Here is a 16,582-nt window from a genome sequence, read left to right as displayed (position 1 = left end):
GACGGGACGCTCAAGGAGCGGGGGTGCGCTGCTCGGCCCAGCGGCCGACGTCGCGCCGCTCGATCGCCGCCGCCATGAGCTCCGGGAAGGCGTCGGGGGTGCAGGCGAACGCGGGCACCCCCATCGCGGCGAGCGCGGCCGCGTTCTCGTGGTCGTAGAAGGGCGCACCCTCGTCGGAGAGCGCGAGCAGCACGATCACCTGGACGCCCGCCTGCGCCATCGCCGCGATCCGGCGCAGCATCTCCTCCCGGACCCCGCCCTCGTACAGGTCGCTGATCAGCACGAAGATCGAGTCCGTGGGGCGGGTGATGAGGCCCTGGCTGTAGGCGACGGCCCGGTTGATGTCGGTGCCGCCACCGAGCTGCGTGCCGAACAGCAGCTCCACCGGGTCGTGCAGCCGGTCGGTGAGATCGGCCACCGCCGTGTCGAACACCACCAGCGACGTCTTCAGCGCCCGCATCGACGCCAGTGCCGCGCCGAACACGCTCGCGTACACCACCGATGACGCCATCGACCCGCTCTGGTCGACGCACAGCACCACCTCCCGCTGCATCGCACGCCGGCGGCGGGCATGCCCGACCAGCCGGGAGGGGACGACGGTGTTCTTCTCGGGCAGGTAGTTCCTAAGGTTCGCCCGGATCGTCCGGTCCCAGTCGATGTCGGCCACCCGTTTCGGCCGGTACGTCCGCGCCGACCTGTCCAGCGCCCCCGACACCGCCGCCCGCGTCCTCTGCGCCAGCCTGCGCTCCAGCTCGGCCACCACGGTGCGCACCACGGCCCTGGCCGACTCCCTGGCCTGGTCGGGCATCACCTTGTTGAGCGCCAGCAACGTGCCCACCAGGTGCACGTCCGGCTCGACGGCCTCCAGCATCTCGGGCTCCAGCAGCAGCCTGGTGAGGTTGAGCCGCTCGATGGCGTCCTTCTGCATGACCTGGACGACCGTGGACGGGAAATACCTCCGGATGTCGCCCAGCCACCTGGCCACCCGGGGCGCCGACGCCCCCAGGCCGCCCTCCCGCCGGTCCGGCCGCCCGCCGTCGCCGGTCCCGGCCGCGCCGTCCTGGTCGTAGAGCGCCGCCAGCGCGGCGTCCATCTGCGCGTCCGCGCCCTCCAGCGCCCAACCGGTGCCGTCGGCCGGTCCCCCGCCCAGCACCAGCCGCCACCGCCGCATCCGCTCATCCCGCTCGCCGCTCACCGACGCCCCTCCCTTCCTGCTCCCGGTCATTCGTGTGACCTCGTTCCGGGTGCCGGTCACCCGCGTGCCTCTTCCGCGGATACCGATCACCCGCATGGCCTCCCCGGATACCGGCCACCCGCATGCTCTTCCTTCCGGATGCCGATCACTCGCATGGCCTCGTTCCGGGTGCCGGCCTGCCGAGGATCGACAGGACGGTGGCGACGGCGAGGGCGGCGCGGCGCTCGTCCACGTCGTCCCGGCCCGCGCCGCCGTCGCGGCCCGCCGCGCGCAGGCGCTCGCCGACGGCCCTGCGCTCGGGTGCCGCGAACGCCCCGAAAGCGCGGCGCAGCAGCGGCAGCACGTCGGTGAACTGCTCGCGGGACAGCCCCGTCAGCCACTCGTCGACCAGCCCCAGCAGCCGCGGATCGTGCACCAGCAGCAGCCCGCCGCCCGCCAGGAACCCCTCCACCCAGGCGGCCGCCCGCACCGGCGGCCGCCCCCTGGACATCGCCCTGGACATGCGGTCACCGGCGTCGTCCAGCTCACCGGCGTCCAGCAGGATCCGGGTGAGCCGGCCCTCGATCAGCCCGTGCAGGTCCTGGCGATCGCTGATACCGCGCAGCGTCGCCATCCACCGCCCCCGAGCCGCCCCGCGCCCTGGCCCGCCCGCAGGGGTGCCCGCGGCGCCGGCGTCGAGGAGCGCGACCGCCGAGTGCACCGCGTCCACGTGCTTGAGCAGATCTGCCGCCGCGTCGTCGTCCAGGCCGGTCACCGCGACCGGCAGGCCGACGCAGATGCGTTCCAGCATCGACCGGACGATCACCTCCAGCCCCTCCGCCGACGTGCCGCGCACATCGCCGTACCGGTGGGCCCGCACCATCGCGGGCAGCGCCGCCATCAGCTTGGTGACGTCGGTGTCGAGCGCCGCCTTGGCCGACAGGGCGCCCAGCACGTCAGGCAGCGCCTCCGGCAGGTCCGCCAGCAGGCACCGCTCCACCAGCCCCGTCAGGTCCGCCAGCGTCGCCGATCCGGCCGCCGCCAGGTCGCGGGCGCGCCGCACGGCGGCGGCGGCCACGGTGGTGCCCAGGGCGGCGTGCTCGATGAGCGCGAGATCGTGCTCAGGCCGCCACCGCAGCGTCCACGTCTCCCTGAACGTGCCCTTCCCGCGCGCCTGCCCCGGCGTGCCCCAGCCGACCCCCAGCAGCCGCAGCCGGTGCAGCAGGTGGCTGCGGCCGAGGTCGAGCGGTTTGCGCAGGTCCAGGTCGATCTCCCGGTCGAGCGCCTCGGGCCTGAGCTTCAGCGTGCGCTGCCGGTCGCGCAGGTCACGCTGGAGCGGCACCATCGGCACACCGTCGCAGACGTGCCCGAGCCGGTCGCCGACCACCATGCGCCGCTGGATCAGCTCCACCGCCAGGTCGTCGCCCTCGCACAGCACCGCCCTGGCCGCCTCGGTGACCTCCCCGAGCCCCGCCAGCGGGCGGCCGCGCAGCGCGGCCAGGGCCCAGGCCAGCCGTACCGACTCGATGACGTGCGCCGACGACACCGCCAGCCCCTCCTCGCGCAGCACCTCCGCCGCCCGCGCCAGCCACCGCTCGATCGGGCGGTCGCGCGTCTCGAACAGGTGGTGGTACCAGCCCGGCGAGGTGATCCCCGCGCCGTAGCCGCTCCAGGACGCCAGCCTCCCGTACGTCCACGGCACCCACGTCAGCGCGGCCTTCACCTTCGGCAGGCCGCGCAGCAGCGCGTCGTCCGCGGCGGCGGGCGGGAAGGGCTCCGTCAGCGCGGGCACGTGCCAGGCGCCGCAGACCACCGCGATCCTGATGAAACCCTGCTTGAGCGCTGTGCGGACGGTCTTGCGCATGTACGCCTCGCGCCTGGCCTCCCGCTCGTCCGGCCGGTACCCCTCGCGTACGGCGGCCATGGCCTCGGCGATCACCGCGAACGGCGTGTCACCGCCCCGGTGCTCGACCACGTCCTCCCACCAGCGCTCGGGATCGTCGTACCCGGCCGCCGCCGCCAGCGCCCCGATCGGATCGACCCGCGCATCCCGAGACCCCGCCTGAGCCGCGGGCTCCTCCCCGGCCTCCTGCGCGCCCCCGCCCCCCGCGTCCTCGCCCCCCGCGTCCTCGCCCCCCGCGTCCTCGCCCCCCGCGTCCTCGCCCCCCGCGTCCTCGCCCACGCCGCCGCCCGGCCTCCCGGCCCCGCCGCCGCCCGGCCTCCCGGCCACCCCGTTACCCGGTCTCCCGGCCACGTGCCTGCCCGATCTCCCGGCTGGGCCGCCTGCCGGAGCCTCGGCGGGATCGCTCGGCGGGGACTCGGCGGTCTCCTCGGCGGGGTCGTCGGCGAGGTCGTCGGCGGGGTTGTCGGCGAGGGAGTGGGCGGCGGGCAGGTCACAGAAGCGGACCGGGATGCCGGCGGACGTGCCGTACAGGATCGCCTGCCACTCCGGCGAGAACGCGGCGAACGGCCAGAACGCCGCCCGCGACGGCTCCCCGGGCACGTGGGCGAGCAGCGCGACCGGCGGTTCGAGGTCCGGCGCGTGCCCGACCAGCGCGTCGGCTTCGGGCGGGCCTTCGATGAGGATGACGTCGGGACGCAGCCGCTCCAGCTCCCGCCGCACGGCCCGCGCCGACCCGGGACCGTGATGCCGCACCCCGAGGACGGACACCCGCGGGTCTCCGCCACCCGGCCCCGCGCCACCAGCCCAGGTACTGGCCGGCAGCCCGGCGGCCGTCGCCCTGCCGGCGTCCATCAATCCCGGTATCACCCCGTCGCCGTCCATCTCCCTGTCAGGGGCCGTCGCTCCCCGTGCCGCGCCGCCCAGTGCCTCCGCTGCTGGACCCGAGCCTCCCGGCGTCCCGCCACCGGCAGCGCTCCGGGCATCGCCGTCCAAGGCACCGCGCCACGGACCCGAGCCGCCGCACGCAGCACCGCCATCCAAGGCACCGCGCCACGAACCCGGGCCGCCGCACGCGGCACCGCCCGAAGCCGCCCGCGCCGAAGCGCAGCCGGCCGAAGCGACACCTTCCGCAGTGACGCCGAGCGGAGGCGGACCGGCCGGCGAAGCGGTGGCCGGACCGCAACCTGCCGGGGCGTCGCCGAGCCCCGGGACGGCGGGGCCGGTGCCGGGAGCCGAAGACGAGGGCGTGGGTGGGGTGGTCATGACACCTCGCGGCAGGCGCGGTAGAAGTCGTGCCAGTCCGTACGCTCGCGTACCACCGTCTCCAGGTACTCCCGCCACACCACCCGGTCCGACACCGGCTCCTGCACCACCGCGCCGACGATCCCGGCGGCCACGTCGGACGGGCGCAGCACCCCGTCGCCGAAATGAGCGGCCAGCGCGATGCCGTTGGTCAGCACGGAGATGGCCTCGGCCGTGGAGAGGGTGCCGCTCGGCGACTTGATCGTGGTGCGGCCGTCCTCGGTCACCCCGTTGCGCAGCTCCCTGAACACGGTCACGACCCGCCGGATCTCCGCGAGCCCCGTCGTCGTCTCGGGCAGTTCGAGCGAGCGGCCGAGCTGGGCGACGCGGCGGGCGACGATGTCGACCTCTTCCTCGGCGGTGGCGGGTACGGGCAGCACGACGGTGTTGAAGCGGCGGCGCAGCGCGCTCGACAGCTCGTTGACGCCCCGGTCACGGTCGTTGGCGGTGGCGATGACGTTGAAGCCGCGCTGGGCCTGGACCTCGCGGTCGAGCTCGGGGATGGGCAGCGTCTTCTCGGACAGCACGGTGATCAGCGCGTCCTGGACGTCGGACGGCATGCGGGTGAGCTCTTCGATCCTGGCCACCCGGCCCTCGGCCATGGCCCGCATGACCGGCGACGGGGTGAGCGCGTCGAGCGACGGGCCTTCGGCCAGCAGCCGCGCGTAGTTCCAGCCGTACCGGACGGCCTCCTCCGCGGTGCCGGCCGTGCCCTGCACGAGCAGCGTCGAGTCGCCGCTGATGGCGGCGGCGAGGTGCTCGGACAGCCAGGTCTTCGCGGTGCCGGGCACGCCGAGCAGCAGCAGCGCGCGGTCGGTCGCGAGAGTGGCGACGGCGACCTCGACGATGCGGCGCGCGCCCACGTACTTGGGGGTGATGCGGTCGCCGTCGCCCATGATGTACGTGGTCACGGCCCACGGCGACAGCTTCCAGCCCGGCGGCCTCGGACGGTCGTCGTCCTTGGCGAGGAGGGCCAGCTCCTCGGCGTACTGGTCTTCCGCGTGCGGACGCAGAACGGTCATCGGGTGAGCTCCTTGTACATGTCAGCGCGGAAACGCAGCAGGGCGGCGACCTTCTGGACGGGTTCGGCCGGTGAGAAGTCCTCGGCCAGCTCGTGCAGGGCCGGGTCGATGTGCTCGCCGGCCAGCTTGACCAGCTCGGCGAGGTTCCACGGCTGCGTGGCGTTCACTTTCACGATCTTGCGGAGCACGGCCGTGGCCAGGCCCTCGCCCCACGGGGACGACACCCCGCCGAGCACCATGATCAGCTGGCTGTCGAGGTCGCGTTCCGCGACGAACCTGGCCGCCAGCTCCTGCTGCTCCTCCGGCGGCAGAGCCACCAGCAGGTCGGCGATCGGGTCCCAGCCGAACATCGCCCGCGCCCACTCCGGATCCCGCTGCAGCACCGCCGCGCGCACCCACGCGCTCTTCACGTCGGCGTCCCAGTCGGGGATCTTCATGGCGAGCAGCCGGGCGGGCGGGTGGCCCCATGCGCTGAGCGGGGCGCGCGCGATGATCTGCTGCAGCCACCACGCGCGCTCGCCGATGCCGCGGGGCGGCTTCTGGCGGATGCCGTCGCGTTCCATGTCCTTGTCGCAGTACGCGGGCGCCTCGACGGCGATGACGTCGCCGCCGATCGTGACGCAGGCGCGCAGCCGTTCGGCCATGCGCCGGGACATGCGCGACTCCGGCAGGCGGGTCAGCAGGTTCGCGGCGGCCTGGCGCACCTCCCTGCGGCGGTCGTCCAGCGCCCGCTCGAGGAACGGCTCGTCGGCCATGCTCAGCCTCTCGGCCAGCACCTCCACGAACCTCGCCCGGTCGTCCGGCGCCTCCTGCTCCCACGTGCTCTCCAGCAGCTCCCGCGCCCGGCCCGGGTCGGCCGCTCTGAGGGCGCTCAGGTGAGCGCGCCGGTCGGCGGCGCCGCCCAGCTCCCACGTCTCGCCCGTGGGCTCGTCCAGCAGGTAGTCCCACGCCGGGTTGAGCCCGGCCAGCCAGCGGCCCCGCCGCCCGGCCAGCACGCCGAGGTGCACCCGTATCGAGCGGTCTCTCCGGCCGCGTTCGAGCAGGTCGGGCAGCACGTACGGCGGCACCCTGCGGCCGGTCGCCGCCGCGGCGGCCAGCCACTCGGGCAGCAGGCGCTCGTGCTCGCCGTCGAGGATCCGCCGCAACCGCTCCGCCGCCCGCCGCCCCACAGCCGCCCGCTCTTCCCCCGGCGCCCCCTGCCCAACGGTCACCCGCCCTTCCTCCGCCGCCCGCCGCCGAACGGTCACCCGCTCCTCCCCCGGCGCCCCCTGCCCAAGGGTCACCAGCCCCTCCACCGGCACCCGCCGCCCAACGGTTGCCTGCCCCTCCCCCGGAGCCCGGCCACCGGCAGGCCCCCGCTCCCCGGATCCGCGATCCTCGGAGGCTCCGAGTTCTTCGGCGGGCGCGGCGCCGCTCAGCCCTTCGCCGGAGTCTGTGTCTCCTCCGGGCACGGCGCCGCTCAGCTCGTGCTCGGAATCTGGGTCCGCTCCGGGCGCGGCGCCGCGTGACTTCCCGCTGGGCCGCAGGTGCTCGTCGGAGGCAGCGTCACCCAGCCCTTCGCCGGCGTGCGCGTGCTCGCCGGGAGTGGGGGCGCCGGGGGTGGGGGCGCCGGCTCGCCGCCTTACGGTCTCCACGGCCGCCGCTTCCAGCAGGTCGCCGCTGTACGGGCGGCGGTCCGTGCCCACGAGCGCGGTCGAGGTCAGGTCGTCCCACCCGGTCACGCCACCGCCGTCCGGTTCGTCGCCCCACCCAGTCACAGCGCCCCCGTGCGATTCGTCGTCTCGGCCAGTCACAAGATCACCGTTGTTCCTTCTTCGTCCCAGGTGGTCAGGGGACGTAGCCCGACCGGGGTCCACTCGGCGGCCACGGTCAGCGGGTGTCCGCCGGAGACGGCGATGAGCCGCCACGGCTCGATGGAGCGCGGGTGGAGCGGGAGGCCGCCGAGGGAGCGCCGGTCAGGGATCACGTCCCTGAGCACGAGCGGCCAGGACTCGGTCCACGGATCCTCGGCCAGCACTCTGGTGATCTCGTCAAGCGCCTCCGCGACCGTCATCCCCGGCGGCACGGAACCGGCCTCCGCCAGCGTCGGCCCGAACGACACCGAACCGGCCCCCACCGCCGACCCTGACGACACCGACTCAGTCCCCGCCACCGCCGACCCGGGCGAGACCACGGTCCCCGCCGCCGTCGGTGCGAGCGGCGCCGAACCAGCTGTCCCCGCCGATCCAGGCGGCACCGCACCGGCCCCCTCTGCTGCTGGTGCGGGGGGCGTCGAGCCGGTCCCTGCGGGGCCCGGCGCCGTCGCACGGACCGTCCCCGTGGCGGGGCGGGGTGCTGCCACGGCGTAGCGCTTCGCCACCAGGGCGCGCAGCGGGGCGGCGCCCGGGTAGTACGCCAGGTCGGCGTCGATCGCCGTTCCCGTCACCAGAGATGCGTCGAGCGGCTGCCCCTGAGGGGCGAAGGACAGGATCAGGGCGGCCCGCCCCGTGTGACGGCCGCGCAGCCACACCCGGCGGGCCGTCAGCCGGTCCTGCATCTCGTCGCGGCGGCCGAGGACGTGCCACACGTCTCGGACCACCGGCCCGGCCAGCACCTCCTCCTTCGTCACCGGGAACCCCACGCGGATGAGCACCGTACGCGCGAGGTCCGGCGGCAGCTCGGCCCTGCGGCGGTAGGCGACGGCGAGCAGGTTGAGCAGGGCGTACTCCTCCAGCAGCCGCTCCGGCCAGCCTTCCTCGGCTCGTACGCGCGGCAACCGCGACACCATGCCCGCCACCCCGGGCGCCTGCGCGTCGATCAGCCGCTTGGCCAGGCCCTCCCAGTCGTGCTCGGCCGCCACCGCCAGCCCCTGGCGCACCTGGTCGGCCAGCCACCGCTCCAGCTCGGCCAGCCCGGCGGCGACCCGCCCATGACGTACGGACTCCGCCGCCGAGCCGCGCGAACCACCTCGCCCGCTCGAACCCGCCTCGCCCTTGCCGGCAGAGCCGCCTCGGGACGCGCTCCGGGCCTCGCCATCCCCTGCCGGCATGGCACTCGTGGAACCGACGGTGGTGCTCGTCTCGGTCCTCTGAGACCCCTCGGGGGTCCCGAACCCGGTCCTCCCCGCAGGAGTCTCAAAAGCGGTCCTCCCCTCGGAGCCCGCAGATGTGGTCTTCCCCGTGGGAGTCCCGGAGGCGGTCTCCCCCTCGGCGGTCGCGGACGCGGTCCTCCCTGCGGGAGTCGCACATGCGGGCCTCCACTCGGGGGTTTCAGAGGCGGTACTTCTGCCCTCGGCGCTATCCGAGGCGATGGTGCTCATCCCCGCCGTATCCGAGGCGGCGGCCTGGCCGTCGGCGGCTTTCGTGACGGCGGCTTCGCGGCGGGCGGCGCGGGCGTCGAGCCACTCCGTCACCCACTGCGGCGCCGCCTCCTGAACCGGCACCGCCTCTTCCGACCACAGGAGCAGCAGCCCGAGCGCGTGCTTGCACGGGAACTTCCGGCTCGGGCAGCTACAGCGGTAGGCGGGCGCGCTCAGGTCGACGCACGCCAGGTAGGGCCTGGCGCCGCTGCCCTTGCACTCGCCGTAGACGACCATGCCCGTGTGGCCGCGCACCGGCCATTTCGCGGGCACGGCCACGCCCTGCGCCGCCTTGCGGGACGAGGCGTCGGGGGCGAGGGTGAGGACCTGATCACGGCTCCACCGTTCGATCACCTGCCGCAGACTAGCCAGCCCCACCGACAGTTCCCGGCCCCGTTCTCCCCCCGTGATCGGCCTCCTCGCCGCCAGACGACATCGCGGCCGGCCGAGCGCCACCCGAAGACCGTCTCCGGACACACCCGGCATCCCGCCGGTTCGACTGCTCCCTTCCGACGTCCCTTCAGCTGTGGTCGGCCGACCGGCTCAGATCTCCGGCTTGGCTTGGAGGGCGCGGTCATCGACCCACCACGTTTGTCCCGGCCCGGTGGCAGTAGCAGCGGAAGGAGCCGTCGCGGCCGGCGCCGCCCTGGTGCGCTGTGCCGCTCTTGCGAGTGGATAAGGCTGCGGTCGGGTCTTGTCCTGATTCGAAGCCGTACGTCCTAGACTCGGCGTGTGGAGTTGCGGATCTACCCTGACGGCCCGTCCATCGAGGTGGCGGACGAGGCGGAGGCGCTGGCCAGCAAGCTCGAAGGTCAGCTCGTCCTCGACGGTCGCTTTCTGCGCAGAGACGTGACCGGCGCCCCCGTCGCCTTCGTCGAGCGGCCGCCCGTCGCCGCGGCTCTCGATCTCCTGCCTCACCCCGAGGGCGGCTGGTTCAGGGAGACGTGGCGCTCGCCGGTGACGTTCAGGCCGGACGGCTACCCGGGCGAGCGGGCCAGCGCCACCGCCATCTACTTCCTGCTGAACCCCGGCGAGGAGTCCGTGCCGCACGTGGTGCGCTCGGCGGAGCTGTGGCTGTGGCATCGGGGCGGGCCGCTGGCGCTCACCATCGGTGACACCGTGGTCAGCTTGGGCCCGGATGTCGAGAACGGCCAGGTGCCGCAGGCGACCGTGCCGGGCGGGGTCTGGCAGTCGGCGCGCCCGGCCGGGGATGAAGCGGTGCTGGTGAGCTGCATCGTCTCCCCGGGCTTCGACTTCGCCGACTTCTCCGCCTGACGACAGGCCAGGCATCTCCGCCCGTCTGCGCCCTAGACGTCTCCGCCGGTCAACGCCTCACACCGCTACCCGGCGCACCCTCTCGCGCGTCCGCCTGACACGCCGGCACGCCCCGAGCCGCCCCAGCTGACGGCGCGGGCGTTGCGAGCGCGCACCTTCCGCCGGATGCGGCCCATCCGGCTCCACCCCGCACGAACACCCCACACCGCCCCGCAACGGACAGGGTTCAAGGGGGCCGCACGCGAAAGCGGCCGGAAGGACGTGTCGGCCGCGGACAGGTTTAAGGGGGGCCGCACGGGAAGGCGGCTGGAAGGAGGTGTTGGTCATGGAAACGAAGGAATGGATCGTACGGATCGCGCTCGACGAGGTCGGCGACGACACCTCGGCTCGCGCGACGCTGACCACCACCAGTGGCCAGCGGGTGGAAGGAAGGGGCCACGCACGGAGAAACCCGTCGGATCCGGCGGTGCCGCGGATCGGGGACGAGCTGGCGGCCTCGCGGGCGCTGTCCGACCTGGCCGGACAGCTGGCGGCGATGACGAACCGCGACATCTCCGAGTCGATTGCGGCGGTCCCGACCTCCCGCTCTTGGTAAATCTATTATACCACAATTTGCGCTAATTCTGCATTTATTCGATGAATGCAGAATTAGCGGTTATATTCGCGGCCATGGCAGCCGACGAAGCACGATTCATCAATTCCGGGAACCTGCGTTTGTGGACCGAGCGATTCGGCGATCCGGCCGATCCCGCCGTGCTGCTCGTCATGGGCACCTCGACCCCCGGCCCCGGCTGGCCGGACGCGCTGGTGGAGGTTCTGGTGTCCGGCGGGCGGCAGGTGATCCGGTTCGACCACCGTGACACGGGCCGCTCCGACTGGGTCGACTTCTCCACGCACCCGTACGCGCTCGCCGACCTCGCCGGCGACGCGCTGGCCGTGCTCGACGCGTACGGCATCGGCGCCGCCCACATCGCCGGGGCCTCGCTCGGCGGCGCGGTGGCGCAGTGGCTGGGCGTGCACCGGCCGGAACGCGTCACGGCGCTGACCCTCGTCATGAGCACGCCCATGAACGTCGACCAGGGCCCCATCTGGGCACGCGCGCTGAGCGGCCAGGACCCCGATCCGGGCACGCTGCCGCCACCCCACCCGCGCTTCCTCGACCACCTCAAGAACGCGGCGACGACCCCGCGCACCACCCGCGAGGAGAGCATCGCGGCAGGCGTCGAGACGTGGCGGGTGCTGAGCGGCGACGCGCTGCCGTTCGACGAGGAGGCGGCGCGCCGCCTGGCCGAGTACGCCCACGACGAGGCGGCCAACCCGGCGGCCGCGACCAACCACGACCTGGCCGGGCGGGTGCTGAGCGACGACAGGCGCGCGCCGCTCGCCACGATCACGGCGCCCACGCTGGTCGTGCACGGCACCGAGGACCCGCTGCTCCCGCTCCCCCACGGCGAGGCGCTGGCCGCCGCGATTCCGGGCGCACGGCTGGAGGCGGTCGAGGGGATGGGGCACTCGCTGCTGTCGGAGGGCGTGCCGCGCCGCGTCGCCGAGCTCATCCTGTCGAACGCATGACCGCGTGGCCGGAGCGGCTCTTCACGGGTGCGTCCCGCCGTCTCGTGTCTTCCCCGGGGTGTGCCGCGCCCGGCCGCCTCGCGGCCCGCGCCTCAGCCGAGGCACCCCGAAGACGAGGCACCCCGAAGACGAGGCACCCCGGGAACGGGACGCCCCGGAAAAGGGCGCGCCCACCCGGCCCGCCTTGGGATTTTTGCGGCGAGATGATTGTCTAGCCGCAGGAACTATGAGGAGGGCAGCGGTGAGCCGTCAGATCGTTTCCATCGTGGGTGGCAAGGACGCGGAGGCCGCGTCCACGTACGACTCCGTCAACCCCGCCCGCACCGGCGAGATCGTGGCCCGGGTCGGGCTGGCGGACGCCGAGACGTTCGCCGCCGCCTGCCGTACGGCCAAGGAGGCCCAGCGCGAGTGGGCCAAGGTGCCGGCGCCGGTGCGCGGCCGGGTGATCGCCTCGATCGGGCGCCTGGTCGAGGCGAACGCCGAGCGCCTGGCCGCGCTGGTGACCGAGGAGATCGGCAAGCCGTACGGTGAGGCGCTCGGCGAGGTCAGGGAGATCATCGACACCTGCGACTTCTTCCTGGGCGAGGGCCGCAGGCTGTACGGGCAGACGGTCCCGTCGGAGATGCCGGACAAGAACCTGTTCACCTTCCGCACGCCGGTCGGCGTGGCCGCGGTGGTGACGGCGGGCAACTTCCCCGTGGCGGTCCCGTCGTGGTACCTGGTGCCGGCGCTGCTGTGCGGCAACGCGGTGGTGTGGAAGCCCGCCGAGTACGCAGCGGCCTCGGCCCACGCGATGTACCGGCTGTTCGTGGCGGCGGGGCTGCCCGACGGCGTGCTGAACATCGTGTTCGCCGACGGCGCGGAGACGTTCCGGGGCCTGGAGCTGGCCCTGGAGGCGGGCAGCGTGCAGAAGGTGGGCTTCACCGGCTCGAGCGCGGTCGGCAGGAAGATCGGCGAGCTGGCCGGTCGCCACCTGCAGTCGCCCTGCCTGGAGCTGGGCGGTAAGAACCCGATGGTGATCATGCCGGACGCGGATCTCGACCTGGCCGTGGAGGGAGCGCTGTTCTCGGGGTTCGGCACGGCGGGCCAGCGCTGCACGAGCCTCGGCACGGTGATCGTGCACGAGAGCGTCCACGACGACTTCCTCGAGCGGTTCGTGCGCGCGGTGGACGCCGCCCGCATCGGCGACCCGCGCGAGGACGTGCTGGCCGGCCCGCTGCTCGACCAGAAGTTCGCCGACCGCTACGAGGAGTACCTGACCTGGATCGAGCCGCACCACCGCGTGGCGACGGCCGCGAAGGGCCGCATCACGAAGGACAACCCGCGCGGCGGCTTCGACGGCGCCGACGGGCTCTACTACCACCCGGTGGTGGTGGACGGCGTGCGGCCGGGTGACCGGCTGTTCATGGAGGAGACGTTCGGCCCGATCGTCGGGGTGACGACGTTCTCGACCCTGGACGAGGCGATCGAGCTGGCCAACCTGCCCGGCTACGGCCTGTCGAGCTCGATCTACACGACCGACGCCAAGAACGCCTTCCGCTTCCGCGAGGGCATCTCGGCGGGCATGGTCAGCGTCAACAACTCGACCTCGGGCGCGGAGGCGCACCTGCCGTTCGGCGGCAACGGCAAGTCGGGCAACGGCAGCCGCCAGTCGGGCATGTGGGTGCTCGACCAGTTCACCCGCTGGCAGGCGATGAACTGGGACCACTCGGGCCGGCTGCAGAAGGCGCAGATGGACGTCGCCGACATCGTCCCCGACCTGGACTTCCGCCTGGACTGAAACGCGCCGGCGGGCCCCGCTCTCGCACGAAGCGGGGCCCGCCGGGAAAGCGTCGCGGGTCAGACCTGGCCGGCCTTCTCCAGGGCGGCGCAGCAGGTGTTCACCAGCAGGCGGGTGACGACGTACGGGTCGACGTTGGCGTTGGGGCGCCGGTCCTCGATGTAGCCCTTCTTCTCCACCTCGACCTGCCACGGGATGCGCACGGAGGCGCCGCGGTCGGACACGCCGTAGGAGTACTTGTTCCACGGGGCGGTCTCGTGGTGGCCGGTCAGGCGCAGCTCGATGTCGGCGCCGTACTGGGAGACGTGCTCCATCGGCTTGTCGCCCTCACCGAGCGCCTCGCAGGCGGTGATGATGGCGTCGTAGCCCTCGCGCATCGCCTTGGTGGAGAAGTTGGTGTGCGCGCCGGCGCCGTTCCAGTCGCCGCGGGCGGGCTTGGGGTCGAGGGTGGCCTCGACGCCGAACTCCTCGGCGGTCCGGTAGAGCAGGTAGCGGGCGACCCACAGGTGGTCGGCGACCTCGATCGGACCGGCCGGGCCGACCTGGAACTCCCACTGGCCGGGCATGACCTCGGCGTTGATGCCGGAGATCTTCAGGCCGGCGGCGAGGCAGCGGTCGAGGTGCAGCTCGACGATCTCCCGGCCGAACACGGCCTCGGCGCCGACGCCGCAGTAGTAGTGGCCCTGCGGGGCGGGGAAGCCGCCCTCGGGGAAGCCGAGCGGGCGGCTGCCCTTGAAGAAGGTGTACTCCTGCTCGATGCCGAACCAGGGCTCGTGGGCGGCGTACTGCTCGGCGATCGGGCGCAGCAGAGCGCGGGTGTTGCTGGTGTGCGGCGCGCCGTCGATCTCCTCGACCTCGCACAGCACGAGCTTGTTGTCGCCGCCGCGGATGGGGTCGGGGCAGACGAACACGGGACGCAGCACGCGGTCGGAGGAGTGGCCCTCGGCCTGGTTGGTGCTGGAACCGTCGAACCCCCAGACCGGCGGCTCGGCGCCGTCAGCCAGGATCTTCGTCTTCGAGCGCAGCAGAGCCGTCGGCTCGGTGCCGTCGATCCAGATGTACTCAGCCTTGTAGCTCACGGCGGTCCTTTCGGGGTTCTTCTCAAGCCACGCCGAGTCTTACGGACAGCCGTTTCCCGGTTTTTGCTCGAGTGTGAACGCCGTGTTAATCAGGATTCCGCCTGCACGTTCCCATCTGCCCCGACCGTAACAGTGGTGTTAGGGCCACCCGCGCCGCACCGGGGACCATGGGGATAGCGCTCCTTGGGGGTGGCCCGCACCTTACCTTCGAGCAGCGGCCGCGATCCCTCGCCCCGCAGCGTGAGCCGGATCTCCACCGGCCGCGCGGGCAGCCCGGCGACACCGGCGAAGCCGTGCTTGTCGCCGGTCGGCACGGCCGTCGCCGCGCACGTGCCGCCCGAGCAGTCCTGGCCGCTCGCCCGCGTGCCGGCCAGCAGCTCGATGCGGGCGCGCCGGCAGGAGCCGTCCCAGCAGATCTCCACCTCGGCCTCCTGCGCACGGGCGGCGAGCGGCGCGCGCACGGTGACGCCCACCCCCACCGGGGTGCCGATCGCCGTGCACTCCACCTCGCCGCCGCAGGCGGCGCAGGTCAGGAGCAGGACGGCGGCGAGCGGCGCGCGAAATCCCAGCACACCCTCAAGACGGAGGGCAGCGGAGAGCGGTTCACGGCGGCGTGCGAACATCGTCTCGGGGGGATTTCGACATGCACGATCTGTGGTTCGGCGCGTTCCTGTCGCCGGAGGCCGAGGGGCGCGCGCGGCTGCTACGCCACGTGACGCTGGCCGACCGGCTCGGCCTGGACCTGGTGGGGGTCCAGGATCATCCGTACCAGGAGGGGTTCCTGGACACCTGGACGCTGCTGTCGGTGATGGCGGCGCGTACGGAGCGGATCCGGCTGGTCCCCGACGTCCTGAACGTGCCGCTGCGGCCGCCCGCCGTGCTGGCTCGCGCGGCCGCCTCGCTCGACCTGCTCAGCGGCGGCCGGGTGGAGCTGGGGCTGGGCGCGGGAGCGTTCCGGGACGCGATCGCCGCGATGGGCGGGCGGCGGCTGTCTCCCGGCGAGTCGATCGAGGCGCTGGCCGAGGCCGTCACCGTGCTGCGGGCGCTGTGGACGCCGGGGGCGCCCGTGACGTTCGAGGGCACGCATCACCGGCTGCGCGGGGCCAAGCCGGGGCCGTTCCCCGCGCACCCGATCGGCATCTGGATCGGCGCGATGAAGCGCAGGATGCTGGAGCTGGCCGGGCGGATGGGCGACGGCTGGATCACCTCGTCCTTCCACAGCCCGCCCGAGGCGGCGGCCAGGCAGGCGAAGGTGCTGGACGCGGCGGCCGAGGACGCGGGGCGCGACCCGGCCGGCATCCGCAAGGTCTACAACGTGGGCGGCGTGTTCTCGCCGCTGCCCGGCCGCGGGTTCCTGGAGGGCCCCGCCTCGCTGTGGGCGGAGCAGCTCGCGGAGCTGGTCTTCGAGACGGGGATGACCGGGTTCGTGCTGGCGCCCGGCGAGGACGCCGAGCGGGACCTGCGCACGTTCGCCGAAGAGGTGGCGCCGGCCGTCCGCGAGGCCGTCACCAAGGAGCGCGGCGAGCCGGAGGAGCCGGCCGAGGCCCCCGTCACGCTCTCCGCTCCCCCGCCCGCCTGGGCCGACCTCGACGAGGACGGCCGCCCGCGCATGCCCAAGCAGGACCCGGCCGCGCTCACACCCGAGCAGCTGCGCATGGGTCAGCATCTCGTGCAGGTCCACAACGGCTACCGGCAGGAGCTGCGGCAGGTCCAGGACGCGGTGGAGCAGGTGGCCGCGGGCCAGGCGGACGCGGGCGCGCTGCGCTCGGCGATCAACCGGCTGAGCGTGCGGCAGAACCACTGGACGCTGGGCACGTTCTGCGCCACCTTCAACCGGCTGCTGACCGTGCACCACACGATCGAGGACGAGTCGCTGTTCCCGGCGATCCTGGAGCGCGACTCGACGCTCGCACCGGTGATCAAGAAGCTGGAGCAGGAGCACGAGGTGATCGCCGAGATGCTCGGCGACCTCGACGCCGCGTGCGTGGCGCTGCTGGCGGATCCGGCGGCGATCGAGCAGGTGCGGGCCGGGGTGGACCGGCTGGTGCAGGTGCTGTCGTCGCACTTCGCGTACGAGGAGGAGGAACTGGTCGAGCCGATCGCCCGGCTCGGCATCCGCATCTGAGCCCCGTTCAGGC

General features: G+C 73.5%; 12 protein-coding genes. 5 read left to right on the top strand and 7 right to left on the bottom strand.

Annotation, left to right across the window (positions count from 1 at the left end):
• Positions 1 to 10: 10 nt before the first annotated feature.
• The 5 genes from ACGFIM_RS27675 to ACGFIM_RS27655 all read right to left on the bottom strand — a co-directional run bounded on the left by ACGFIM_RS27675 (position 11) and on the right by ACGFIM_RS27655 (position 9,092).
• Positions 11 to 1,171 carry a VWA domain-containing protein gene (locus ACGFIM_RS27675; RefSeq protein WP_393205921.1) on the bottom strand — a complete coding sequence of 387 codons (1,161 nt, stop codon included), beginning with the start codon at positions 1,169 to 1,171 and terminating at the stop codon, positions 11 to 13.
• Positions 1,172 to 1,340: 169 nt separating this feature from the next.
• On the bottom strand, positions 1,341 to 3,845 hold the full coding sequence (locus tag ACGFIM_RS27670) for a DUF5682 family protein (protein WP_393205468.1): 2,505 nt from the start codon (positions 3,843 to 3,845) through the stop codon (positions 1,341 to 1,343).
• Positions 3,846 to 4,336: 491 nt separating this feature from the next.
• On the bottom strand, positions 4,337 to 5,401 hold the full coding sequence (locus ACGFIM_RS27665; protein ID WP_393205465.1) for an AAA family ATPase: 1,065 nt from the start codon (positions 5,399 to 5,401) through the stop codon (positions 4,337 to 4,339).
• Positions 5,398 to 7,122, bottom strand: coding sequence for a DUF5691 domain-containing protein (locus ACGFIM_RS27660; RefSeq protein ID WP_393205462.1), 1,725 nt, complete (start codon positions 7,120 to 7,122; stop codon positions 5,398 to 5,400). Before ACGFIM_RS27660 ends, ACGFIM_RS27665 begins: the two co-directional genes overlap by 4 nt.
• 68 nt (positions 7,123 to 7,190) lie before the next feature.
• Positions 7,191 to 9,092, bottom strand: a complete 1,902-nt coding sequence (locus ACGFIM_RS27655; protein ID WP_393205459.1) for an SWIM zinc finger family protein — start codon at positions 9,090 to 9,092, stop codon at positions 7,191 to 7,193.
• A 378-nt stretch (positions 9,093 to 9,470) separates the two neighbouring features.
• On the opposite strand from ACGFIM_RS27655, the gene ACGFIM_RS27650 reads away from it, so the two are divergent.
• The 4 genes from ACGFIM_RS27650 to ACGFIM_RS27635 all read left to right on the top strand — a co-directional run bounded on the left by ACGFIM_RS27650 (position 9,471) and on the right by ACGFIM_RS27635 (position 13,365).
• Positions 9,471 to 10,013 carry a cupin domain-containing protein gene (locus ACGFIM_RS27650; protein WP_393205456.1) on the top strand — a complete coding sequence of 181 codons (543 nt, stop codon included), beginning with the start codon at positions 9,471 to 9,473 and terminating at the stop codon, positions 10,011 to 10,013.
• A gap of 325 nt (positions 10,014 to 10,338) precedes the next feature.
• A complete protein-coding gene (locus tag ACGFIM_RS27645) occupies positions 10,339 to 10,608 on the top strand; it encodes a DUF1876 domain-containing protein (protein WP_393205453.1) in 270 nt (89 codons plus the stop codon).
• A 74-nt stretch (positions 10,609 to 10,682) separates the two neighbouring features.
• A complete protein-coding gene (locus ACGFIM_RS27640) occupies positions 10,683 to 11,585 on the top strand; it encodes an alpha/beta fold hydrolase (protein WP_393205450.1) in 903 nt (300 codons plus the stop codon).
• Between the two features lie 241 nt (positions 11,586 to 11,826).
• The gene (locus ACGFIM_RS27635; RefSeq protein ID WP_393205447.1) at positions 11,827 to 13,365 is read left to right on the top strand and encodes an aldehyde dehydrogenase family protein; all 1,539 of its coding nucleotides are present in this window, start codon (positions 11,827 to 11,829) and stop codon (positions 13,363 to 13,365) included.
• 59 nt (positions 13,366 to 13,424) lie between these two features.
• Here ACGFIM_RS27635 and glnII read toward each other — a convergent pair whose 3' ends face one another.
• Both glnII and ACGFIM_RS27625 read right to left on the bottom strand, forming a co-directional pair.
• The gene (gene glnII, locus ACGFIM_RS27630) at positions 13,425 to 14,444 is read right to left on the bottom strand and encodes a glutamine synthetase (protein WP_393205444.1); all 1,020 of its coding nucleotides are present in this window, start codon (positions 14,442 to 14,444) and stop codon (positions 13,425 to 13,427) included.
• Positions 14,445 to 14,533: 89 nt separating this feature from the next.
• A complete protein-coding gene (locus ACGFIM_RS27625) occupies positions 14,534 to 15,016 on the bottom strand; it encodes a hypothetical protein (RefSeq protein ID WP_393205441.1) in 483 nt (160 codons plus the stop codon).
• Positions 15,017 to 15,087: 71 nt separating this feature from the next.
• On the opposite strand from ACGFIM_RS27625, the gene ACGFIM_RS27620 reads away from it, so the two are divergent.
• Positions 15,088 to 16,569 (top strand): LLM class flavin-dependent oxidoreductase, encoded by a 1,482-nt coding sequence (locus ACGFIM_RS27620; RefSeq protein WP_393205438.1) that lies wholly within the window; start codon positions 15,088 to 15,090, stop codon positions 16,567 to 16,569.
• The last annotated feature ends 13 nt before the right edge of the window (positions 16,570 to 16,582 follow it).

Source organism: Nonomuraea sp. NPDC049309 (assembly GCF_043196965.1).
GTDB classification, from domain to species: domain Bacteria; phylum Actinomycetota; class Actinomycetes; order Streptosporangiales; family Streptosporangiaceae; genus Nonomuraea; species Nonomuraea fastidiosa.
Note: the sequence above shows the minus strand (reverse complement) of the source record. Positions and strands in the feature narration are given on the sequence as shown.

What these genes read in the sequence shown, in the direction of transcription:
- ACGFIM_RS27675 (WP_393205921.1), bottom strand. Translation starts at nt 1,171, where the DNA reads ATGCGGCGGTGGCGGCTGGTGCTGGGCGGGGGACCGGCCGACGGCACC.
- ACGFIM_RS27665 (WP_393205465.1), bottom strand. Translation starts at nt 5,401, where the DNA reads ATGACCGTTCTGCGTCCGCACGCGGAAGACCAGTACGCCGAGGAGCTG.
- ACGFIM_RS27645 (WP_393205453.1), top strand. Translation starts at nt 10,339, where the DNA reads ATGGAAACGAAGGAATGGATCGTACGGATCGCGCTCGACGAGGTCGGC.
- ACGFIM_RS27640 (WP_393205450.1), top strand. Translation starts at nt 10,683, where the DNA reads ATGGCAGCCGACGAAGCACGATTCATCAATTCCGGGAACCTGCGTTTG.
- ACGFIM_RS27620 (WP_393205438.1), top strand. Translation starts at nt 15,088, where the DNA reads ATGCACGATCTGTGGTTCGGCGCGTTCCTGTCGCCGGAGGCCGAGGGG.